We start from the raw sequence: 19,321 nt of genomic DNA on the forward strand, positions 1-19,321 counted from the left end.
GTCACTTCGGTCCGTGTTCGACCTCCGTGATCTCGGGCTCGGCGTCGTCCTGCGGTGCGGTGAGCGCCCCCTTGAAGTTGCGGATTCCCGTACCCAGACCCCGGGCGAGCAAGGGTAGCTTCTTCGCGCCGAAGAACAGTATGAGGATGGCGAGGACGATCCCGATCTCCAGGGGACCGAAGGTGATCGCCAGGTGCGGTTCCAGAACGTCGCCTCCGGACATCGGGCCTCCGGGCGTCGTGCTCCCGGGCATCGGGCCGCTCATCCGAGAATCGCTCTGGCTATGGTCTGCTTCTGCATATTCGACGTTCCTTCGTAGATGGTGCCGATCTTGGCATCCCGATAGAGCTTTTCGACCGGATATTCCTTGGAGAACCCGTAACCTCCGTGAAGGTCCACGCAGATGGACGCCACGCTCTGGGCAACCTCGGACGATTTCAATTTGGCCATCGCGCTCTCGATGCGATAGGGTCGCCCCGAATCCTTGAGCCGGGCCGCGTTATAGACGAGAAGGCGCGCCGCCTCTATCTCCGTAGCCATCTCGGCCACCTGGAACTGCACGGCCTGGAAGTCGGCTACCGGGCGTCCGAACTGCTCCCGTTCCTTGACGTAGCGCCCGGTGTGATCGAGCGCGCCCTGCGCCAGACCGACCATCTGAGCTCCGATCCCGATCCGCCCTTCGTTGAGAGTCTCGATGGCGACCTGGTAGCCTCGACCGACCTCTCCGAGCACTCTTGCTCCCGATACCCGAACATCCTCGATAACGAGCTCGGTGGTCGAAGACGCCCGGATGCCGAGCTTGTCCTCGTGCTTGCCCACCGTGACCCCGGATGCATCGCGCTCGACGAGGAACGCGGTGATGCCCTTGTAGCCGGCCCCCGGATCCACCGTGGCGAAAACGATGAAGAAGGACGCCTCTCCACCGTTGGTGATCCACATCTTGCGCCCGTTCAGCACCCAGTCGCCACCGTCCTTAACGGCGCGGCAGCGCAGCGCGAAGGCGTCGGAGCCGCTTCCGGCCTCAGAGAGCGAATAGGCTCCTACGGTGTCAGCGGCCAGTCGCGGCAACAACCAGGCGCATTGCTCCTCGCTCCCCCAGCGCATGATCGCGCTCGCGACCAGCGTGTTCTGGACATCCACGAAGACCCCGACCGACGGATCCACGCGCGAAAGCTCCTCGACCACGAGGACCGTGGTGAAGAAGCTCGCTCCCGCACCTCCCATCTCCACCGGAATCTCGACACCCATCAGCCCCATCCCGAACAATTGCTCGATAACGTCGGGCGGTATCCTGCCCGCTCGTTCCATCTCGTCGACGCGAGGCGCGATCTCGGTCTCGACGAAACCTCGAACGGCGTCGCGGAACATGGTCTCCTCCTCGTTCAGGAGAGTGAGGCCGGGATTGACGATGGCGGTGTCCACGGTCGGCAAGTGTCTTCGAGGCGGATGAGGGGAGGGGAAGGGGCGCGGCAGCGGGCGTCGGCACGCACCAGGAGTGCGCGACGCCAACATCTACCCCGATCTGCGGCTGCGAGTTCGGAAGCCGCTGCCCCGAACCTCTAACGTTTTACGTGGGTGGGCTGTCTAATGGACGACACGCTCCGGGGGCTTCGGAAGACGCTTCCGGGATTCTCGATCCGCCTTTCGGACGAAAAAGCATGAAAGTACCGGCCTTCTCTTCAGTTCTTACGGCAATCGCCGTCGCGGCTCTCGGCGTCTCCCCCGCGGTCGCTCAGACATCGGGTGAGATCACTTACACGCACACCGTCAAGCTGGAGTTCGATCTTCCTCCCGAGATGGCGGCGTTCAGGGACAGGATGCCCGAGTCGCGGGAACGGACGATGCTCGTGCGCTTCACCGGCGAAGCGTCGAACACGACCTTGGAACGCGGCCGAGGGCGCGGCGGTCCCGCCGCAGGCAGGGTGGAGTTTCGCCGCAGAGGCGGAGGAGGAGATATCGTCGTCCGCGGAAGCGACCGCAGGGTCAACATCGAACTCGGCGCCCTCGAGGCGATGCGCGGGGGCGGTCCGGCAGGAGGAGGGGCGGCCAACATGGGCGTGGTGTTGAACACCTTCCGGAGCTTCGAGACCGGCGAGATTATCGAGACCCGCGACCTGCTCGGGCGTAAGTTCCGGATTCCCGCCGAAGCTGCGGACATCGACTGGCGCATGACCGCCGAGCAGGCGATACACGAGGGGCACATGGTGATAAAGGCGACGGCCGATGTCGACGGCTCCGTCGTCGAGGCCTGGTTCACCCCCGAGATTCCCGTCCAAGGCGGGCCTGGGGCTTACGGGGGGCTCCCGGGCATGATCCTCGTCCTCAACATCGATGAAGGGCGCGAGCAGTACTTCGCGACCGAGATCAAGCTGGGCGAGGTGGCTGAAGGATCGGTAACGCCACCTGAGGACGGCGAAGAGATGTCGCTGGAGGATTTCACGAAGATCGCTGAAGAGAAAGCCGAAGAACTAAGGAGCACAAGGCGTCGGGGGCGTGGATAGGATGAACTGCTTGAAGACGATGTGGACAGACGTGCGGAAGATCGGGGCGGGATGCGCCAGAGCGGGATCGAGTGTCGGGCTCGTCCTAGCGCTCGCCGGGTCGGCGCTCCTCGGCGGTCCGGTGGCGGACTCGCTGGCCGCGCAGGAGTACCAGGTCCGCGGTGTGGTGGCCGACTCCTTAGGCGGAGGGGTCGAGAACGCGATGGTGGTCGCGCTGACGCGGCCGGATTCGGTGCTCGCGCGCTACAGCCTCACCAGCGCGGAGGGCAACTTCATCGTGAGCGGGCTCGGGCCCGGAGAGTACATCCTCCAGGTCACAATGATCGGATATGCGCCTTTCCGACGGGATTTCGCCATCATCGACTCGGATCTCGACGCCGGGGAGGTCAACCTCGTGGTAACCGCCCTGGAGCTGGACGAACTCGTGGTGAGCGTGGAGCACGTTCCCTTCGTCAACACCCGCGACACGCTTTCCTACAATCCGATGGCCTTCCAGACGCCGCCCAACTCCACGGTGGAGGACCTCCTTCGCAGACTTCCGGGAATCGAAGTGGACGACGACGGCTCGATCACGGCCCAAGGAGAGGACGTGGAGCAGGTCCTCGTGGACGGCAAGGAGTTCTTCGGCGGCGACCCGACGGTCGCCACCCGCAACCTCCCCGCCGACGCGATCAAGCAAGTCGACGTCTACGACAAGCAGTCCGACATGGCCGAGTTCACGGGGATCGCGGACGGCGACGACGAGCGCACCATAGACCTCAAGCTCCGGGAAGAGGCGAAGGTGGGCCACTTCGGAAACGCCGGCGGAGCCCTCGGCAACGGCATGGGAGGCGTTCCGGCCCTCGTCGACTTCCCCGAGGTCACTACCGGACCTTCGGGCGAGGGAGCCCGGTACAGCGGTTCGCTCAACCTCAACCGCTTTTCTCCGGAAACCCAGGTGACGTTGATCGCGGCAGGCAACAACGTCGGCCGGGCCGGGGTGGTTTCCGTCGGCGCCCGGGGTGGGGCCTTCAGCTCCGGTTCCGGTATCGGCGGAGGCGGCGGCGGATTCACGGAGAGCCTGAACCTGGGACTGAACGGCAGTCGTGACTTCGGGGAGGACAACTGGCTCAGGGGGAGCTACTTCTTCAACAACGCCGAGAACCTGAGCGACCAGGCCCTGCAGCGGAGCGGCCTCATCGGCCCGACCGCCGGCACGTTCTCGGACGAGACGAGCCGACGCGCCAGCGACAACCTCAACCACAGGCTGAACCTCAACGCGCAGGTGTCGTTCTCGGAGGGTCACGATCTCCGTCTGCGAATGAACGGCGGCCTTCGGTCCAATTTCTCGTCGATGCAGTCCGCCGAGGTGACGCGTTCGCTGGTGGGGGATCTCATCAACTCGGCGATCACGGACAACAATTCCGATTCCGACGAGCTGAACGGGAGCGGCACGCTGACCTGGCGCAAGCGGCTGCGGGAGAACGGACAGAGCCTGATAGCGGAGGTGCGCAGCAGCTTCGAGGAGACCGACGACTCCACCGACCTCGTCTCGACCCTGACCGGCGTCGATCGCGCCGGTGACGGGATACGGGAGATCAATCAGTTCCAGTCGCTCGACGGGCAGACCTGGAGCAATTCGGTTCGTCTCTCTCTGACCCAGCCCCTCACCGAAGGCAACACGCTAGAACTCTTCGCTCGTCGCAACGCGACCCTGGAAGATCGCGACAATCGGGTGAGCGATCTTCTGAACGGATCCTACGTACTCAACCCGCAGCAGAGCTCCGGCTTCGAGCGTGCCTACTCATACCTGCGCGGCGGGGCCCGTTTCAGCCACAGCAACGAAAGCTCTTGGGCCACGCTCGGCCTGCAGGTCCAGCGCTCGAATCTCGACGGCACTGTCGTCGGCAGGGACGAGAGCATCGAGAACGGATACACCCACCTGATCTCCAATCTGGAGTACAAGAGCCAGCCCAAGGACGGGCACACCGTCACCCTCAGCTACGGCGGATCGACGCGGGAGCCTTCCCTCAACCAGCTCCAACCCTACTCGAACAACACCAACCCGCTCAACGTCTACGTCGGTAACCCGGACCTGCAACCCGAATACAGACACCGGATCAGGGCGGACTATCGCTTTTTCGACCAGTTCAGCTTCCTGAACATCTTCACCTACACCGGATTTACGTACACGCACAACGACATTTCCACCGCGCGCACCTTCGACGAGCGCGGTTTCCAGACTCGGACGCCCATAAATCTGGGGTCGTCCTGGAATACGAACGTCGGGGTCAACTTCGGTACCCCGGTGCGCAGGCTGGGACTCGACTTGGACCTCGACTATCGCTTCGATTGGGCGGAGTCGAGCGAGCGGATCAACCTGCTTGCCAACGACAACCGGGTGATGGGCAACAGCGTCGAGATCGGGATCGACAACCGCTCCAAGGACCGGATCGACATCAGGGCGTCTGCGGAATTCAACTTCAACGACGTGCGCTACTCCCTGAACGAGGAGCTCAACCGCACCTACATGAACAGCAGCTACTCGACCACGGGCACCCTGTACTTCGGGGACGGATGGGAGCTGGAGTCGGCGGCGCGCTACCAGGTGTACGACCAGGACGTGCTCGGCGAGGGAGCGGAGATCCAGGTCGAGAACGCGGTTTTCTGGAACGCCGAGCTCTCAAAGCGTCTGATGAACGACCGCGTGTCGCTGGTGCTGGGGGTGTCCGACATTCTCGACCAGAACCAAGGCATCGACATCGCGAACACCGCCAACTACATCCAGGAGAGCCGCTCGACCTCCCTCGGGCGTCTGATCATGCTCCGCCTCGACTACCGGCTGGGCACGAATCTCATGCGCATGGGGAGAGGACGGAGGTAGCGGGGGGGATAGACACGCTCGGCCCCGCAGTGTTGATGAATCGCGTCATGGATGCGGGGCCGCCTACTAACCTCCTACCCTCGCCTTCCAACGAGCCGGGCGCCGAATACCGCGCCGACGACGCCCAGCACGGGATTGACGAAAGCCATCCACATGGGCTGCCGTGCCGTCGTCATGGCGGCCGCCATGTCCACGTCTACGGGACGCGGTCCCGGTGCGGTGCCGGGTTCGGTCATCTGGAGGAACGCAGAGAGGATCCCGGTCAGGATCACGATGCCCACCAGTATCCAAAGTCCCGCCGGCCCGTCCGAGATCTTCGCGCAGGTCGCGCCGCCCGCCACAGCCGCCGCCAGCCCGACCGCGATCGACCCCACGATCCAGCCCGATGAAACATCCCAGGCTTCCGGCTGAAAGGCTCCGTCCGGGCCGAGGATCGTCCATAGGGCGGACATGAGACCGAACACGAGCGCGGTCATGGCGATCCAACCGACCACGGCTGCTCCGATATTTCGTGCAGAGGGCATTGTAGAGTTCTCCCAAAGTGAGATTGCGAATCGATCCGCGTACCGAGACCCTAATACTACCTTGGGAGGTGCGCCCCCGGCAAGCGGCGGCGACGCTCGACCCTAGGACCGGAGCGGTGTTGCGGGATCGGGTCATGGGTGCGGGGCCGCTTCACCCAGCATCGGTAGACTCCATGGGATTCCGGCCTGTTCACAGCGGTCGCCCGACCGACCCCAGCTTTTCGAAGTCGGAATCGGCGGACTCGAGTTCGGCGTCGTGCTGGAGAGCGCATGCGGCAATCAAGACATCAGTAGCCGGAACCGTCACCCCTCGGGTCCGAGCCTGCGCTGCCAACCCGAACGCCGTGGTCCACACGTCGGCGTCGATCGGTGCCTCCGGCAGCACTCGAGCGAACTCTCGCAACACCTTTCGCTCTCGGGCACCCCGGGCGCCGTTCCAGAGTTCGAGCTGCACAATGGGGCACCAACAGGCTTCCCCGCTCTTGAGTGCCGCCTGTACGCGAGCACGGACGGCGGTGTCGCCATTCGGGCGAAGCAGGTGAATCCAGGACGACGTGTCCACGAGTATCAATCGTTCATCCCCGCCGCCTAGCTGCCTGAAGTTCTTCGGGAGTGATCAGGTCGGGGCAGGTTCCTGCGTACCTGGCGAGTTCCGCCATTCGCATGCGCTGGTTGAAATACACGATTGCGCCGACGACCGCTTCCCGCTTCGTCTTCGCTTTGGTGAAGCGAATCGCATCCGCCAATTCCTGATCGGGAATATCTACGGTGGTCTTCATGGTTACAGAATAATAGGAATGAGAATATCACGCAACGATCAGAATATTCCGCCGAGGGGATACGACACGGGGGTTCGACGGGGCCGGCCCTTATGGGGTACCCGCATGCTTGCCGGTCGGCGACGTGGTATTCACTGTCTGGCCGGACACTGAATGGGAGCTCACCCTGGCCGCTCCTTTCGCCGCCCCGAACCGCGTCCGCTCGGCTTCGAGGGCTACCGGTAGCTTTCTACCCGCGTCAACCCTCCGCCAGTCCGATTCTCCAGATCCGTCCGACCTTGGAGTCGCTCACGTACACCGCTCCGTCGGGCCCGACCGCCACGCCCGTCGGGCGGTAGGCGGCCTGCGCCGGCGAGGTGACCTGGCCGCCGGAGAAGCCGTCGGCGAAGACCTCCCAGTCTCCGGTCGGGCTTCCGTTCCGGAATGGAACCCAGACCACGCTGTAGCCGCCCTGGACGGGAGATCGGTTCCAGGAACCGTGGAAGGCTACGAAGGCGCCGTCACGGTATTCCTCCGGCAAGGGCTCTCCGACCGAAAACGCCATTGCGTTCGGCGCCCAGTGAGCCGGTAGCCCGAGCTCCGGGGAATCGACGTCCGCGCAACGCCCCTGGGCGGATCCGTCGCCGCCGTACTCCGGCGCCAGAATCTTCCGGTTCGCGCCGGGGTCGTGGTAGCAGTAGGGCCAGCCGAAATCCGCGCCTTCCGTGAGGTGGACGAACTCCTCGGACGGATTCTCGGATCCCTCTTGGGAGCTGTAGAACTGGGGCCAGAGCTCACGCAACTGATCCCGACCATGGACCACCGAGTAGAGCTCGTGCGTCGTCGGGTGGACGGCGAGCGCGGCCGCGTTGCGAACCCCGGTGGCGAACCGGACGCCGTCGGACTGCCCCTGCCCTGTGAGGTCAGTCCTGAAACGCCAGACGCCCGCGCGGCGTTCCAGTGCGTCGCAGGGGTCCTTGCCGGCCACGCCGGGAGTGCGCGGCGGGTCCTGGCAGGCGTTCCCCGGAGAGCCGATGCCGACGAAGATCCAACCGTCGGGGTGGAGCGCGACGCTCTTGTGGCGGTGGTTGCGGTTGGCGGGGAGGCCGGAGACCACCACCTGCGGCGTCCCGACGGGGGTGAGCGAACCGGAAGCGAGCGCGTAGCGGAGCACGGAGGACTCGGTGGCGAGATAGAGCGTCTCCGCACCCAGCGCGATCCCGCTTCCACCGTTGTCGCCCCAGCGTTCGGTCAGATCGGCGCGACCGTCGCCGTCGGTGTCGCGGAGGGCCACGACCCCGCCTCGGCTGCTCGAATTCCTGATCGCGACGAAGACGTCGCCGTTGGCCGCGACCGCGAGTTGCCTGGCCGCGCCCACGCCAGTGTGGAAGACGCGGGCGCAGAATCCGTCCGGGACGTTTATGGAGCGATCGCAGAGCGAGGTGGGCGGAGGTTCGGTCGTCACCTCCGGGGCGTGGGTGTCGCCTCCGCACGCGGCCAGCGCGAGCGCGGCCGCGGCTGCGAGGGACAAGCGGTTTGGTCTGAGCATCGGGAATCGTCGGCGAGGAAACGGTCACCACAGCGTTGGTATACGCCGGAGGCTGGAGAGTATTCCAAGGGCGGGCGGCTAACCCGTCGCGTTCGTCAGCGACTTTGCCCCGCCTGCCGTAGCTCCGGCGGCGCAGCGAGGACCTGCGCCGCCGGAGTACACCTCGCCGTTACGAGGGACGCCGACGCTCCCGAACAACGATGTCGGTTTCGGTCGGGTCGGTGCCGGCCCCCAGAGCCGGGTCATTCTCGTGCTCAGACCGTTGGGACTCCGAGGTCAGTGACGGAAACATCCCCGGACAGGCCTCGCCGCTTATCCGCCGAATCGGGTGCAGTTTGACCAGGCCTGAGGTGTAGAGCACCGTCCGAGTCGGCCGGCCGTTCCGGACGGTATCCTCATAGTCCTTGTACAAGACCAAGGCGCTGTCCTCCACGATGCCTCCGAATGAGATGGTGGGATTCGGGTCGTTTATCCGTATCACCGCGTAGCAACCGCTCCGGGGGTCGATCACCGCGCCCGCGACTTCGAGGACAATTCCCCTGACCAGCACCAGGTTGCCGTGTCCGTCTCCTGCCAGGCGCAGTTTCCGATTCCACGGGACCCGGCCTTCGGCGAACTCGGACGGGGGAAGAATCTTTCCCTCCCCACCGTTCAGGCTGTAGCTGAACACCGTGTCCGCGGCATCCTCGAAGGCGGCCACGGTGTAGGCCGACTCGCCAATGCAGAACATCGAGGTAGGCCGACTGGTAACCTTAGCTACGATTTCCTGCACGGTCCCGTGGAAGGGGAGCGCCTCTCCCTGAACGACGCCGGCGCCAAGAATCTTGTCCCCCGAGCGACCCTTTCTGACCACTCCGCCCCACGACGGGACGGCAGGTGAACCGCCGAGGTCGCACACTGCGGAACCGCCACCCGGAACCACCGGCCGCCAAAAATCTTCGACGACCTGGCCCAGTGAGTCGAGGTGCAGAACCCGGCCGTCACCGAGGACGTACAGTCCTCCGGCGGATGCCTGCGACACCGCCCTGACCGTGCTGGGGAGTTCGCGCGGACCCTCGCCCTTCGGTATCCGTACCAGACGATCCGGTTCACCGGTAAGAAGCGAGAAACCCATGACGTCGTCCGGGTGCTCCAGGTCGACCGCGTACAGGAGGTCGCGTTCGTGGTCGACGAGGAAGCGCCCGCCGGGGAGAATGGCCCTCCACTCGTCGTTGATCACGTCCCTGCCGGAGCCGAGGTCGATCTCGAGAATCTGCTGGGCGAAGGCGGTCTCCCCGCCGGCAAGCACAGCGATGGCTCCCAAGACGGTTCTGGTCAGCAGGGTCATCAGGTCACTTGGACGACGGGGTAGGCAATCCAACCACAGTAACCGTAGTCGCATACGAGCACCTGAAATGACAACGAGGGGCCGATCGTGAAGGGCCCGATGGTGATCCCGACCGAGACGACAGTGACCAAGTGTTGATCCTGTAGATAGCACGTGTGCTCGTAATCCATCCCTTCACCACTCATGGCGGCCAGATCAAACCACATCCAGAAGTCGACATTTGCCAGACTCTTCTCTTCCTCGCATACCCCCAAGCTGGAGGCCAGAGCAGCGCTTCCGGTTGTCGTTGCCTTGAAAGCGTGGGGCGCGGCACCGGCAGACTCTGTGTCAGAAACCTCAACGTCGTCACGGGCATCAATGTCACGGACATCGGCGCACACCGCAGGAGCCACATCCACGACGGCCACCGCAGTTCCGCGAGCGGGAGCAATCCCGCCGGGCAGCAAGCCCAGCGTCGCATCAGAGACCGGTGGGATGGCCTCGTCGACCGCGAGCGGAGGATCGGTGAACCGGGCGGTGACCCGGTGGTCCTGCACGGCTGCGGAGAAGGCATCGGCGGGAGCGCCGATGAGCGGGAGGAGGGCGATCACGGCGAGCATGATCGGACGGATGAGCCAGCCGGTCAGCTCATTTGCGGGGGGGGGGCGAAAAATTGCATGTCATCTCCCGGGCATTCGGCCCAAGCAGAAGGTGGTGACGGTTCGAAGGTCGGGATGACCATCGAAATTGCCGCGAGGATCGTAACAGGTTCTCTCCAGAGTGGCAAGAGCCGTGGTTTCGGATGTGTGCCGTATGCCGTAAACGAAAGGGGTGGTCCTTCGATCTGCACCGCGCGCCAGGACTCGTCCGTCGGCCGCGCAACAGCACCAAAGCGCAGGGGCACACGACGGCCCCCATCCAAGATCATACCATCCTTCGACTACGACGCCCCCTTGACGTCCGGCTCGCCGGATCGTTTCCTTTACTTGAGCATAAGACCGTCCGCGTCCATAAGACCGTCCGCGTCCGTCGCGAGCCGGCGATTCCCAGGGGGTTCCGCTCCCGCCACGAGAGGATCACCATGTCGAGAACCCGGTGCCTGACACTACTCGCCGCCTCGTGTCTCCTTGGCTGCGCCGATGCCGAAGCCGGCGAGGCCCTGCCCGCCAGCTCGCCGCCGCCGCAGGACGTCACCGTGGTGGAGTACGAGCCGCGCAACACCCTGGTCGTTCCGGAGAACCCCGTGACCCGGGCGCGCTTTCCCTTCGTCGACGTCCACGGACATCAGCGCGGCGGTTCGATGACGGCGGAGGCCGTCGGAGGCCTGGTCGCGGAGATGGACGAGCTCAACATGGCCGTGATGGTGAACCTGTCGGGCGGCACCGGCCCCGAGCTCGTGAACGGTTTGTCCAACATGGCGGGTCGTCATCCGGGAAGATTCGTATTCTTCGCCAACACGACCTTCTTCGGGGTGGGCGAGGCGGACTGGGGCGAGCGAGCGGCAGCCCGGCTCGAGGAGGACGTGAGCAACGGCGCCGCCGGCCTCAAGATCTTCAAGGGACTCGGCATGGCGGATCGCGACATTGCAGGTGACCGGATCCCGGTCGACGATCCGCGCCTGGTCCCGCTCTGGGACAAGGCGGGCGAACTCGGCATTCCGGTGCTGATCCACTCGGCCGACCCGGCTGAATTCTGGCAGCCCCACGACCGCTTCAACGAACGCTGGCTCGAGCTCCGTCTCCGCCCCAGACGCATCCGACCGCCTGACCGCTTCCCGTCCTTCGAGCAAATCATCGGGGAGCAGCACAACCTCTTCCGCAACCATCCTGAAACCAACTTCATCGCCGCCCATCTGGGGTGGCTGGGGCACGATCTCGAGCGGTTGGGCCGGATCCTCGACGAGATCCCCAACATGTACGTCGGGCTCGGGGCCGTGGTCTACGAACTGGGCCGCCAGCCCCGGTTCGCCCGCGAGTGGCTGATCGAGTATCAGGACAGGGTGCTCATGGGCAAGGATTCCTACAACCAGGAGGAGTTCCACACCTATTTTCGCGTCTTCGAGACGGAAGACGACTACTTCGACTACTATCGTCGCTATCACGCGTTCTGGCAGATGTACGGGCTGGGGCTGCCCGACTCCGTGCTCAGGAAGATCTACTACGAGAACGCTCTCAGGATCGTTCCCGGGCTCGACCGCAGCCTCTTTCCCGGGACAGGTTGACCGCATGTCCATTCTCCCCATGCGTCCGCTCGGCTTCGGCGAAGTCCTCGACGGCGCCATTCAGCTCTATCGGAGGGATTTCTGGCGTTACTACCTCATCGGTCTGATCGCCACCTTCGCAAGCTTCCTGATGGGCGCGTTCATAGATGTTTCCACGTTGATGGAAGCCTTGGCGGCGATGACGATCATGAGCGAGTCGGAGGAGCCGGATTTCCAAACGATGGCCTCGATTCTGTCGGACCTGGTTCCGGTGTTCCTCGCCGGCCTCGTGTCGAGCCTGCTGACCTGGTACTCCGTGCTGGCGACCACCGCCGCCATGGCCGACAGGGTGGAGGGTGGCTCGGTGAACGTCGGGAGGGCCTTCGTCACCGCCCTCGAACGAACGCCCAGCGCTTTGGGGGCGACCCTGACCATCATCGTCGCGGGCCTCGTCGTCATGGTCGTCTTCGGGCTCTTTGCGTTCCTTGTGACAGCGATACTAGCCGGCACGGGCACGGTCGGAGTGATCGCGGTAGTGGTGATCGTCGTCATCGGGATGGCGATCGGTCTGCTGATGACCATGCTCGGCGCAGGTCTCAGCGTCGCCGTCCTGCCGCCGGTGGTTGTCGAAAAATGCGGGCCCTTCGCGGCCATCGGGCGCCTCTTCTCCCTGGCCAGAGGCAGTTGGCTCAAGGTGATCGGGGTGATGGTCGTCAGTCTGGTCGTCCTGTGGCTCGTGACCACCGCAGCATCCCTGTTCACCGGGTTGCCGGTGATCTTCTCGACCCCGGAGGACTATGACGTCGGCCCCTTGCAGTGGGCGCTCGCGAACGCCGCCGCCTATGTCGTCACGCCCCTCGCCCTCCCCTTCCTCGCCGGTGGCTTTCTGGTGCTCTTCCACGATCTCAGGGTGAGGTCGGAAGGGTTCGATATCGAGATGATGGCCGGGTCGATCGCTTCTCGGGACGAGCGGTGACCGCATTGGCGCAAGCCGCTCGGGAGCTTCCTTCCGCCGACGAGGTTCAGGGAGCGATTCGGGAGATCACCGCCTCGGGGGAATTTGCCAGTGCGGACCAGGGAACCTCCTCGGTTGGGGAATGGATTCTGGAGAAGCTCAACCAGCTCTGGGAGTGGTTCGTCGAGGTCGGCCAAGGCTCGCCGTGGAGATTCGTCGTGGTGTTCGCGGTGATCCTGGCGGTGGTGGCCATCGTCTGGACGGTGGTGAGCCGGCATGCGCCGAGGCTCCGCGGCCGGACGCCGAGCTTCGAGGAGCGGGAGCTTCCCATGACCTCCGAGGAGTGGTTCGCACGGGCGGCCAAGCTTGCGGAGGAGGGTGAGTGGCGGCAGGCGGCCTCCGCCGTCTACCGAGGCTCCCTTCTCATCCTTGAGAAGCGCGGATACCTGAGTTTCCACAGCTCGAAGACCCCCGGGGACTACATCCGCGAGATTGGGCGTGGAAGCGGGAGCTCCGCAGTTGGATTCATCGAGCGTTTCCAGGTGTTCTCCTTCGGAGCCGAGCCTCCGAACGGCCGGGACTATCGGACCTTGATACGGGCAGCGCGGGAGTCCGGCTGTCTGACGGCAGCCGTCTCGTCCCGTGAGAAGTCGCAGGTTTGAGTGCGCTCAGGAAGGCCGGCTCCACCCCGACCTTCTGGGTCGGGGCGATCGTGCTGGCGACCCTGGCGATCGCCCTCCTGGTTCGTCCGTCCACGGGAAGGACCGATCGCGAACTGCGCAGCTCCTTTCGCACATCGCCGGACGGCGTCGCAGCCTTGTTCCGTTCGTTGGAGCGCTTCGGGGTAAACGCCGCTCCCCGGCTCACACCGCTTGTCGAAGCGGATCCGGTGCGAGGCACCATCGTATTGCTCGAGCCCGTCGTATTTCCGAGCCCCAGAGAGGCGCGAGCGCTGCTCCACCACGTTCGTGCCGGAGGCACGCTGCTCTACGCTCCGCGAGCGCGGACTTCGTTGCAGGAATTCGGCCGGATGGCGGTCACTCCCCTCATGGATTCGCTGGGCATCGAACATCGATTCAATAACGCGTACGAGCGGCTGACCGAGGCGACCTTCAGCGATCCGGTCTGGGAAGACCATCCTCTGACCGACGGACTGCCGTCGGCCCACCGCCCCCGTCATGTGATCTCGCTGAACGACGAAGAGGGCGAGACGACCGATCTGCTGACGGCCGAATCCACGGACGGGCGACGCGATTACGGCGCGGAGTGGAGCGTCGTGTCCGAAATCGGGATGGGCGCGGGACGGGTGGTCGTCTTCGCGGAGAGCGCCGGCCTCTCGAACGGCGAGGCTGCGGAAGACCCGCTGGCGGCCCTGTTCGTGCGTGCCGCAGTCGCCTACACGGAGCCCGCCGACACAGTCTTCTTCGACGAGTACCACCTAGGAATCGGCACCTTGAGGAGCCGAGCCGAGATCGTAACCGGCTTTTTCACAGGGAGCCCGGGCGGACGAGCCCTGCTCCAGCTTGTGCTCATCGGCGCCCTGGCTCTGGCCTGCGCAGGCTTGCGCTTCGGGTCCCCCACGCCCGCCGTAGCGCCGCCGGACCGCGAACGCCGCTCGCCGCTGGAACATGCCGACGCGCTGGGCGATCTGTACCGGAAGTCCGGTGCGTCGAGGACGGCGGGACTGCTGCTGGTCAGCCGTCTGGCGCGGGTCTCCCGTCTGAGTCCGCCGCGCAACCGGAAGCAGGCGAGGGAACTCCTCGACCGCGTCGACCGCCGGGGAGACGTCACCCTCGATTCGGTCAAAGCCGACCTGCACGCGTCCAAGCCCGACCTCGTTCGGATGAGCGCGGGTATCGACAAGTACATCGCCTGGAGGAACACCAAGTGAGAGACACCGAATCCACCATCCCCTCCGACCTCGAGCAGGCTCTTCCGCAGGATGTCGCGGGGGAGCCTCGGGTGACGGGAGCCGAAACCGCCGTCCGTCTTCTCGAGCAGCTCGACAGCGTGGTGCTCGGACAGGAGCGCACCCTCAGACAAATGATGGTCACGCTGCTCGCCCGCGGCCACGCTCTTCTGGAAGGTGTCCCTGGAACAGGCAAGACGCTGGCCGTGCGCACGCTCGCCGAAGGGATCGGGATAGATTTCGGACGCGTGCAGTTCACGCCCGATCTCATGCCAAGCGATCTCGTGGGTACGAGCGTTCTCGACGAGGCCGACTTCATTTACAAGCCGGGACCCGTCTTCGCCGACCTTCTGTTGGCAGACGAGGTGAACCGCGCCCCGCCCAAGACCCAGGCCGCCCTGCTCGAGGCGATGGAGGAGCGACAGGTCACGGTGGACGGCGGAACCCGCGCGCTCCCCGCGCCGTTCACCGTCTTCGCCACCCAGAACCCGGTGGAATACGAAGGTACCTATCCGCTGCCCGAGGCGCAGGTGGACCGGTTCCTGATGAAGATCGTCGTCGACTATCCGCCCGAGGAGGCCGAACGCGACATTCTGCGCCGATACGAGGAAGGATTTCGGGCCGACGACGAGCGGACGTTCGGGCTGGACGCTCCCGTCAGCGCGGACGCGCTCCTGGCCATGCGCGGCGCGGTCGGGACCATACACATGGAAGAGCGGGTTCGGAACTACATCACCGACATCGTGCGGGCCACGCGCGAGGACGCCGCCTTCGCCCTGGGCGCCAGTCCGCGGGCCGGAGTCGCCCTCTTCCAGGCCGCCCGCGCCGAAGCCTTCCTCAACGGTCGCGACTTCGCGATCCCGGACGACGTGAAGTCGCTGAGCTTCCCGGTTCTTCGCCACCGCGTGGTCCTCACGGCCGAGGCGGAGGTGGAGGGGCGTACCTCCGACGAGGAGCTCGAAGCCCTGCTCGGCACGTTGGAGGCGCCGAAGTAGGGTGCGTCGGGTACCCGAGTGAAGATCGAGTTCGTACCCAGCGCAAGGGGCCTGGCGCTGCTGGCCGGAGCGTCTCTCCTCTTCTTGGTGAGCGTTCCGGCGGCGCTGCTGGCGGACGCGGCCATACTATGGCTCATCTGGCTCGACGCCAGCCGAGTCCGGCCGCCGCGCGCGAGCAGGACGCCACCCCGGATCTCGGCTCTGGCGACGGTTTCGGAAGTGAAGGTCCGGGTCGACAACCCGGCGGCGCGAGCGGCGCTGGCTCTCGTTACCGACGACCTCGACGCCTGCCTGCGACGCCTGCCGGATCGGGCTGACGAGGACGAATGGGAGCGCGGCAAGCGCGTGGAGCTTCCGGCCGGAGGAGGCGTGGATCTCGTCTACCGCGTGGAGCCGAGAACGCGTGGTCACCTGACCTTGGGAGACATCCACCTCCGGACGCTCGGACGCCTGGGGCTGGCCTGGCGGAGGTCGCGGACCCCGGCCAGTCACACGCTCCGGGTCCAGCCCGGAATCGAGGATCTACTCCGAGACAGGAGCGCGCACGCGCTGAAACGGCTGAGGGCTCCCGGTCAGCGCAGGGTCCGTCTCTGGGGTGAAGGACGAGAGTTCGAAAGCCTGCGCGACTACGCTCGCGGCGACGACCCGCGCACGATCGATTGGAAGGCGACGGCCCGACGACGAAAGCACGTGGTGCGCAACTACGAGGCGGAGCGGAGCCAGAATATCGTGATCGCCATCGACTCGGGGCGACTGATGCGGGAACGGCTCTCGACCAAGCGCGAGAGGATAGACTACGCGCTGGCGGCAAGCATGATGCTCGCAAGTCGGGCTCAGCGCTACGGCGACCGCGTCGGCCTCATGGTCTTCGACGACCGCATCCGCCACATATCGCCCCCTCGGCGCGTGAAGCCCGCGGCCATGGCGGCGGTTCTGGCCGGAGCGGAGACGAGCACCGCCGAGCCCAACTACCCGATGGCTTTCGCAACCCTGGGCCGCACCTTCCGCAAGCGTTCGCTCGTGGTCCTTTTCTGCGACGTGGTGGACGGAGCCGTCTCCAGGGCCCTGACCGCCTCTTTCGCGCGGACCACGCGTGGCCACCTGCCGCTCGCGGTCGCCATCCGCAACCCCATGCTCGAGGAGGCCGCCGCTCGCCCGGTCGCCCGGAAAGCCGCAGCGTACCGCCGAGCCGCAGCCGAAGAGCTGCTCCAGGCCCGACGCGACGCCCTGACGGTCATGCGGCGCACCGGCATACTCGTGGTGGACACCCTTCCCGGCGAGGCCTTGGTGAACACCCTCGACAAGTACGTCGAGATCAAGGAGCGCGGGCTGCTCTGACTCGCGGGCGCGACTCCGCAGATCCGGGGCCGGGGGGAATCGGCCGGCGATCCGCACCGCCGCGCGCGCGTCCACGTCCCGAAAACCCGAGGTAGAGGCCCAGAAGCACGACGGTCGCTCCGCCGAATGCGAACTTCGAGGCGGCCGGAAGCGTCGAGGGGGAGTAGAGGCCTTCGATGAGGGCGGCGACCACGAGCATCAGCGACACGCCGCCGATCAGGACGAGGAAGCTCCGCCCGCGCTCCATCAGCGCCTCGGTGCGGGTCCGCCGCCCAGGTGCGAAGAGGGCCGACGCCAGTCCGAACCCGGCGCCGCCCGAGATGCAGATGGCGGTGAGCTCGATGAATCCGTGCGGAAATACGAAGGCGAGAATCACGCCGCCGACGCCCTCGTTGAAGTAGGATCCGAGCACCGCGCCCAGCACGACGCCGTTCGCCACGAGGACGGTGAAGGTTCCCAGCCCCGCCAGCGCTCCGGCGGCGAACGCGAGGAGCGCGACGCTGATGTTGTTGGTCATCAGTTGCGAGACGAACGAGACGCCCGGGTCCACCTCCACGTACCGCGCCTCGATGTCGTCCCTCTCGGTGTTCTCCGCCCGAGTGAGCATGCTGGGACCCGACATGGCGCGACCGAAGGCGGGGTCCGCCCGGGCCGCCAGGAAGGTGGCGGTTCCCGAGCCGTAGAAGAGGACCCCTGCGAGCAGCGACAACTTCCAGTAGCGACGGAAGGCGCAGGGGAAGTCCGAAACCACGAAGCGGACCAGGGGGAGAACGGCTCGCCGACGACGCTGGTAGAGAAGGTTGTGGCCGGCCCCGACCCACCGCCGCAGCCTTCCCGAGAGACCGGGTGAAGCGCGGTAGGTGTGCGTGCGCGCCAGGTCGGCCGTCATCCCGCGGTACAGGCGGCCGAAGTCTCTGATCTCGTCTTCGGAGAGGGCTCCCAGCCCGCTCGCCCGCGCCCGTCTGACGAGGGCGGCGTACCGGATCCAGTCTTCACGACTCTCCTTCACCAGGAGGCTCGCTTGAACGCTCGCATCAGGTCTGGCGGCGGCGTGGCGGGGGGCCTCGATCCGATGGAGCTCGCTCAGGCGTTCTTCCACGACTCTCGGAAGTTCGATCTTCGGATCTCCGAGCTCCTCAGACAGAGCCTGATCCACCGAAGCCGCTACTCGGGCCCGGACCGCAGGTCGGAAGTCGGTTCTGCGGGCGATGAAGTTGGAAAGCAGCTCGAAGCTCTCCGGCGAGAGCAGCGGTCGCCCTTGGCGGGCGTCGGGGAGCGGAGCTGCGGCGATGATGTCGCCTTCCGCCTCGTCCCGCACCACTATGGTTCCCGCCACGAGGTCGCCGAGGCGCTGCGCCCTGCTGGTCGCCAGAATCGAGACCGCTCCAACGACTCCGACCCCGGGTTGCAGATCGACCACGCGCAGCAGGTTCCGCAGGACGGCTCCCTGGAAGGAGAGCGACTCGCCCGTGGCGTGGATCACGCGCAGTCCCAGCGCCCGCTTGCCAGGGGTACGTCCGCCCGTCAGCCCCTCGAAGAGCAGGAAGTAACCCCATTGAAGCAGGAAGATCGCCAGGTAGACCACCGCCTCGGCGGCGCCCCAGATCGCTGGGAGGCCTATCAGGAATCCGCCGACCAGACCCAGTGCGAGCGCCCCCGCCAAAAGCACGCAGATGTCCAGCAGGAATGCGGCCACCCGCGACCCGAGATCCGCCAGAACATACTCGAGGCTCACATGCTCGGGCGTGTCGAAGGCTATCCTGCGATGGAGCGGCTCCGAGGCACGCGAACGCGCACCGGAAGAGCTGCTTGGCGTCGTCGCCGGGAGCGAGCTGGGGTTGGATCGGCGGTGCATGGTCACGGCTGAGCTTCGGCTCGCGCGCGCGTTCTGTCAACAGGTCTTGACCCTGTCGCTCTTTCTCGCGAAAGTGTGGGCGTAGCAGACCCCCTCCCCCCTGAAGGAGATGGAAAGCATGTCCGACATTCCCCAGGACCTCCTTTACAGCGAGGACCACGAGTACGTGAAGCGCACGTCCGACGACGGCGACGAGGTCCTGGTCGGTATCACCGACTTCGCCCAAGGAGAGCTCGGAGACATCGTATACATCGAGCTGCCCGAACCCGGAACCGCCTTCAACAACGGAGAGGTTTTCGGCACGATCGAGGCCGTGAAAGCGGTTAGCGACCTCTACTGTCCGGTCGAGGGCGAGGTGCTTGAGGTGAACGACGGCCTCGACGACGATCCCGCGGTGGTGAACACTGACCCCTACGGCGAGGGGTGGATGCTCCGGTTGAAGGTGGTCCACGTCGAAGACCTCGACGCTCTGCTCTCTTGCGACGCATATGCCGATCTCGTTTCGCACTAGCTCGCGCAAGCGCCGGAGGGCGAACCACAACTCGGAACCACCTTTCGCCGGAAGCGC

Annotated in this window: 18 protein-coding genes; 9 read left to right on the forward strand and 9 right to left on the reverse strand. The window is 65.5% G+C overall.

The features are described 5' to 3' along the window. Position 1 precedes the first annotated feature (1 nt). Together J4G12_05735 and J4G12_05740 are read right to left on the reverse strand one after the other, a co-directional pair. Positions 2-223 (reverse strand): twin-arginine translocase TatA/TatE family subunit, encoded by a 222-nt coding sequence (locus tag J4G12_05735; protein MCE2455307.1) that lies wholly within the window; start codon positions 221-223, stop codon positions 2-4. A 38-nt stretch (positions 224-261) separates the two neighbouring features. Further along, positions 262-1,368, reverse strand: a complete 1,107-nt coding sequence (locus J4G12_05740) for an acyl-CoA dehydrogenase (protein MCE2455308.1) — start codon at positions 1,366-1,368, stop codon at positions 262-264. A 290-nt stretch (positions 1,369-1,658) separates the two neighbouring features. On the opposite strand from J4G12_05740, the gene J4G12_05745 reads away from it, so the two are divergent. Beyond that, the gene (locus J4G12_05745; protein ID MCE2455309.1) at positions 1,659-2,501 is read left to right on the forward strand and encodes a GLPGLI family protein; all 843 of its coding nucleotides are present in this window, start codon (positions 1,659-1,661) and stop codon (positions 2,499-2,501) included. 19 nt (positions 2,502-2,520) lie between these two features. Then, positions 2,521-5,364 (forward strand): TonB-dependent receptor, encoded by a 2,844-nt coding sequence (locus tag J4G12_05750; protein ID MCE2455310.1) that lies wholly within the window; start codon positions 2,521-2,523, stop codon positions 5,362-5,364. A gap of 74 nt (positions 5,365-5,438) precedes the next feature. On the opposite strand, the gene J4G12_05755 is transcribed toward J4G12_05750, so the two are convergent. The 6 genes from J4G12_05755 to J4G12_05780 form a co-directional block, all read right to left on the reverse strand. Continuing rightward, positions 5,439-5,858 carry a hypothetical protein gene (locus J4G12_05755; protein ID MCE2455311.1) on the reverse strand — a complete coding sequence of 140 codons (420 nt, stop codon included), beginning with the start codon at positions 5,856-5,858 and terminating at the stop codon, positions 5,439-5,441. Between the two features lie 220 nt (positions 5,859-6,078). Then, a complete protein-coding gene (locus J4G12_05760) occupies positions 6,079-6,450 on the reverse strand; it encodes a PIN domain-containing protein (protein ID MCE2455312.1) in 372 nt (123 codons plus the stop codon). Positions 6,451-6,463: 13 nt separating this feature from the next. Next, positions 6,464-6,667, reverse strand: a complete 204-nt coding sequence (locus J4G12_05765) for a type II toxin-antitoxin system VapB family antitoxin (protein ID MCE2455313.1) — start codon at positions 6,665-6,667, stop codon at positions 6,464-6,466. Between the two features lie 238 nt (positions 6,668-6,905). Further along, positions 6,906-8,195, reverse strand: coding sequence for a PQQ-dependent sugar dehydrogenase (locus J4G12_05770; protein ID MCE2455314.1), 1,290 nt, complete (start codon positions 8,193-8,195; stop codon positions 6,906-6,908). 169 nt (positions 8,196-8,364) lie between these two features. After that, the gene (locus tag J4G12_05775) at positions 8,365-9,522 is read right to left on the reverse strand and encodes a hypothetical protein (protein ID MCE2455315.1); all 1,158 of its coding nucleotides are present in this window, start codon (positions 9,520-9,522) and stop codon (positions 8,365-8,367) included. Continuing rightward, entirely contained in the window at positions 9,522-10,121 is a 600-nt protein-coding gene (locus J4G12_05780) for a hypothetical protein (GenBank protein MCE2455316.1), read from the reverse strand. The genes J4G12_05775 and J4G12_05780 overlap by 1 nt, the downstream gene beginning before the upstream one ends. 461 nt (positions 10,122-10,582) lie before the next feature. Between J4G12_05780 and J4G12_05785 the strand changes: the two genes are divergently transcribed. The 6 genes from J4G12_05785 (at position 10,583) to J4G12_05810 (ending at position 16,898) form a co-directional block, all read left to right on the forward strand. After that, positions 10,583-11,722, forward strand: coding sequence for an amidohydrolase family protein (locus tag J4G12_05785; GenBank protein MCE2455317.1), 1,140 nt, complete (start codon positions 10,583-10,585; stop codon positions 11,720-11,722). A 4-nt stretch (positions 11,723-11,726) separates the two neighbouring features. Beyond that, positions 11,727-12,677: a hypothetical protein gene (locus tag J4G12_05790; protein ID MCE2455318.1), complete on the forward strand. Its 951-nt coding sequence runs from the start codon at positions 11,727-11,729 to the stop codon at positions 12,675-12,677. After that, positions 12,674-13,318: a hypothetical protein gene (locus tag J4G12_05795; GenBank protein MCE2455319.1), complete on the forward strand. Its 645-nt coding sequence runs from the start codon at positions 12,674-12,676 to the stop codon at positions 13,316-13,318. The genes J4G12_05790 and J4G12_05795 overlap by 4 nt, the downstream gene beginning before the upstream one ends. Next, on the forward strand, positions 13,315-14,547 hold the full coding sequence (locus tag J4G12_05800; protein MCE2455320.1) for a DUF4350 domain-containing protein: 1,233 nt from the start codon (positions 13,315-13,317) through the stop codon (positions 14,545-14,547). The genes J4G12_05795 and J4G12_05800 overlap by 4 nt, the downstream gene beginning before the upstream one ends. A gap of 152 nt (positions 14,548-14,699) precedes the next feature. Continuing rightward, positions 14,700-15,560, forward strand: a complete 861-nt coding sequence (locus J4G12_05805) for a MoxR family ATPase (GenBank protein MCE2455321.1) — start codon at positions 14,700-14,702, stop codon at positions 15,558-15,560. Between the two features lie 18 nt (positions 15,561-15,578). Then, positions 15,579-16,898, forward strand: coding sequence for a DUF58 domain-containing protein (locus J4G12_05810; protein MCE2455322.1), 1,320 nt, complete (start codon positions 15,579-15,581; stop codon positions 16,896-16,898). On the opposite strand, the gene J4G12_05815 is transcribed toward J4G12_05810, so the two are convergent. After that, a complete protein-coding gene (locus J4G12_05815) occupies positions 16,876-18,759 on the reverse strand; it encodes a stage II sporulation protein M (GenBank protein MCE2455323.1) in 1,884 nt (627 codons plus the stop codon). The two genes, J4G12_05810 and J4G12_05815, sit on opposite strands and share 23 nt — an antisense overlap. Positions 18,760-18,871: 112 nt before the next feature. Between J4G12_05815 and gcvH the strand changes: the two genes are divergently transcribed. Continuing rightward, a complete protein-coding gene (gene gcvH, locus J4G12_05820) occupies positions 18,872-19,264 on the forward strand; it encodes a glycine cleavage system protein GcvH (GenBank protein ID MCE2455324.1) in 393 nt (130 codons plus the stop codon). Positions 19,265-19,321: the final 57 nt, after the last annotated feature.

Source organism: Gemmatimonadota bacterium (assembly GCA_021295815.1).
GTDB lineage: Bacteria > Gemmatimonadota > Gemmatimonadetes > Longimicrobiales > Gaopeijiaceae > JAGWBQ01.

Excerpts from the sequence above, each read along its gene's own strand:
- J4G12_05765 (MCE2455313.1), bottom strand. The coding sequence starts at position 6,667 with ATGAAGACCACCGTAGATATTCCCGATCAGGAATTGGCGGATGCGATT.
- J4G12_05790 (MCE2455318.1), top strand. The coding sequence starts at position 11,727 with ATGTCCATTCTCCCCATGCGTCCGCTCGGCTTCGGCGAAGTCCTCGAC.
- J4G12_05770 (MCE2455314.1), bottom strand. The coding sequence starts at position 8,195 with ATGCTCAGACCAAACCGCTTGTCCCTCGCAGCCGCGGCCGCGCTCGCG.
- J4G12_05745 (MCE2455309.1), top strand. The coding sequence starts at position 1,659 with ATGAAAGTACCGGCCTTCTCTTCAGTTCTTACGGCAATCGCCGTCGCG.
- J4G12_05735 (MCE2455307.1), bottom strand. The coding sequence starts at position 223 with ATGTCCGGAGGCGACGTTCTGGAACCGCACCTGGCGATCACCTTCGGT.
- J4G12_05775 (MCE2455315.1), bottom strand. The coding sequence starts at position 9,522 with ATGACCCTGCTGACCAGAACCGTCTTGGGAGCCATCGCTGTGCTTGCC.
- gcvH (MCE2455324.1), top strand. The coding sequence starts at position 18,872 with ATGTCCGACATTCCCCAGGACCTCCTTTACAGCGAGGACCACGAGTAC.
- J4G12_05785 (MCE2455317.1), top strand. The coding sequence starts at position 10,583 with ATGTCGAGAACCCGGTGCCTGACACTACTCGCCGCCTCGTGTCTCCTT.
- J4G12_05805 (MCE2455321.1), top strand. The coding sequence starts at position 14,700 with ATGATGGTCACGCTGCTCGCCCGCGGCCACGCTCTTCTGGAAGGTGTC.
- J4G12_05780 (MCE2455316.1), bottom strand. The coding sequence starts at position 10,121 with ATGCTCGCCGTGATCGCCCTCCTCCCGCTCATCGGCGCTCCCGCCGAT.
- J4G12_05740 (MCE2455308.1), bottom strand. The coding sequence starts at position 1,368 with ATGTTCCGCGACGCCGTTCGAGGTTTCGTCGAGACCGAGATCGCGCCT.
- J4G12_05750 (MCE2455310.1), top strand. The coding sequence starts at position 2,521 with ATGTGGACAGACGTGCGGAAGATCGGGGCGGGATGCGCCAGAGCGGGA.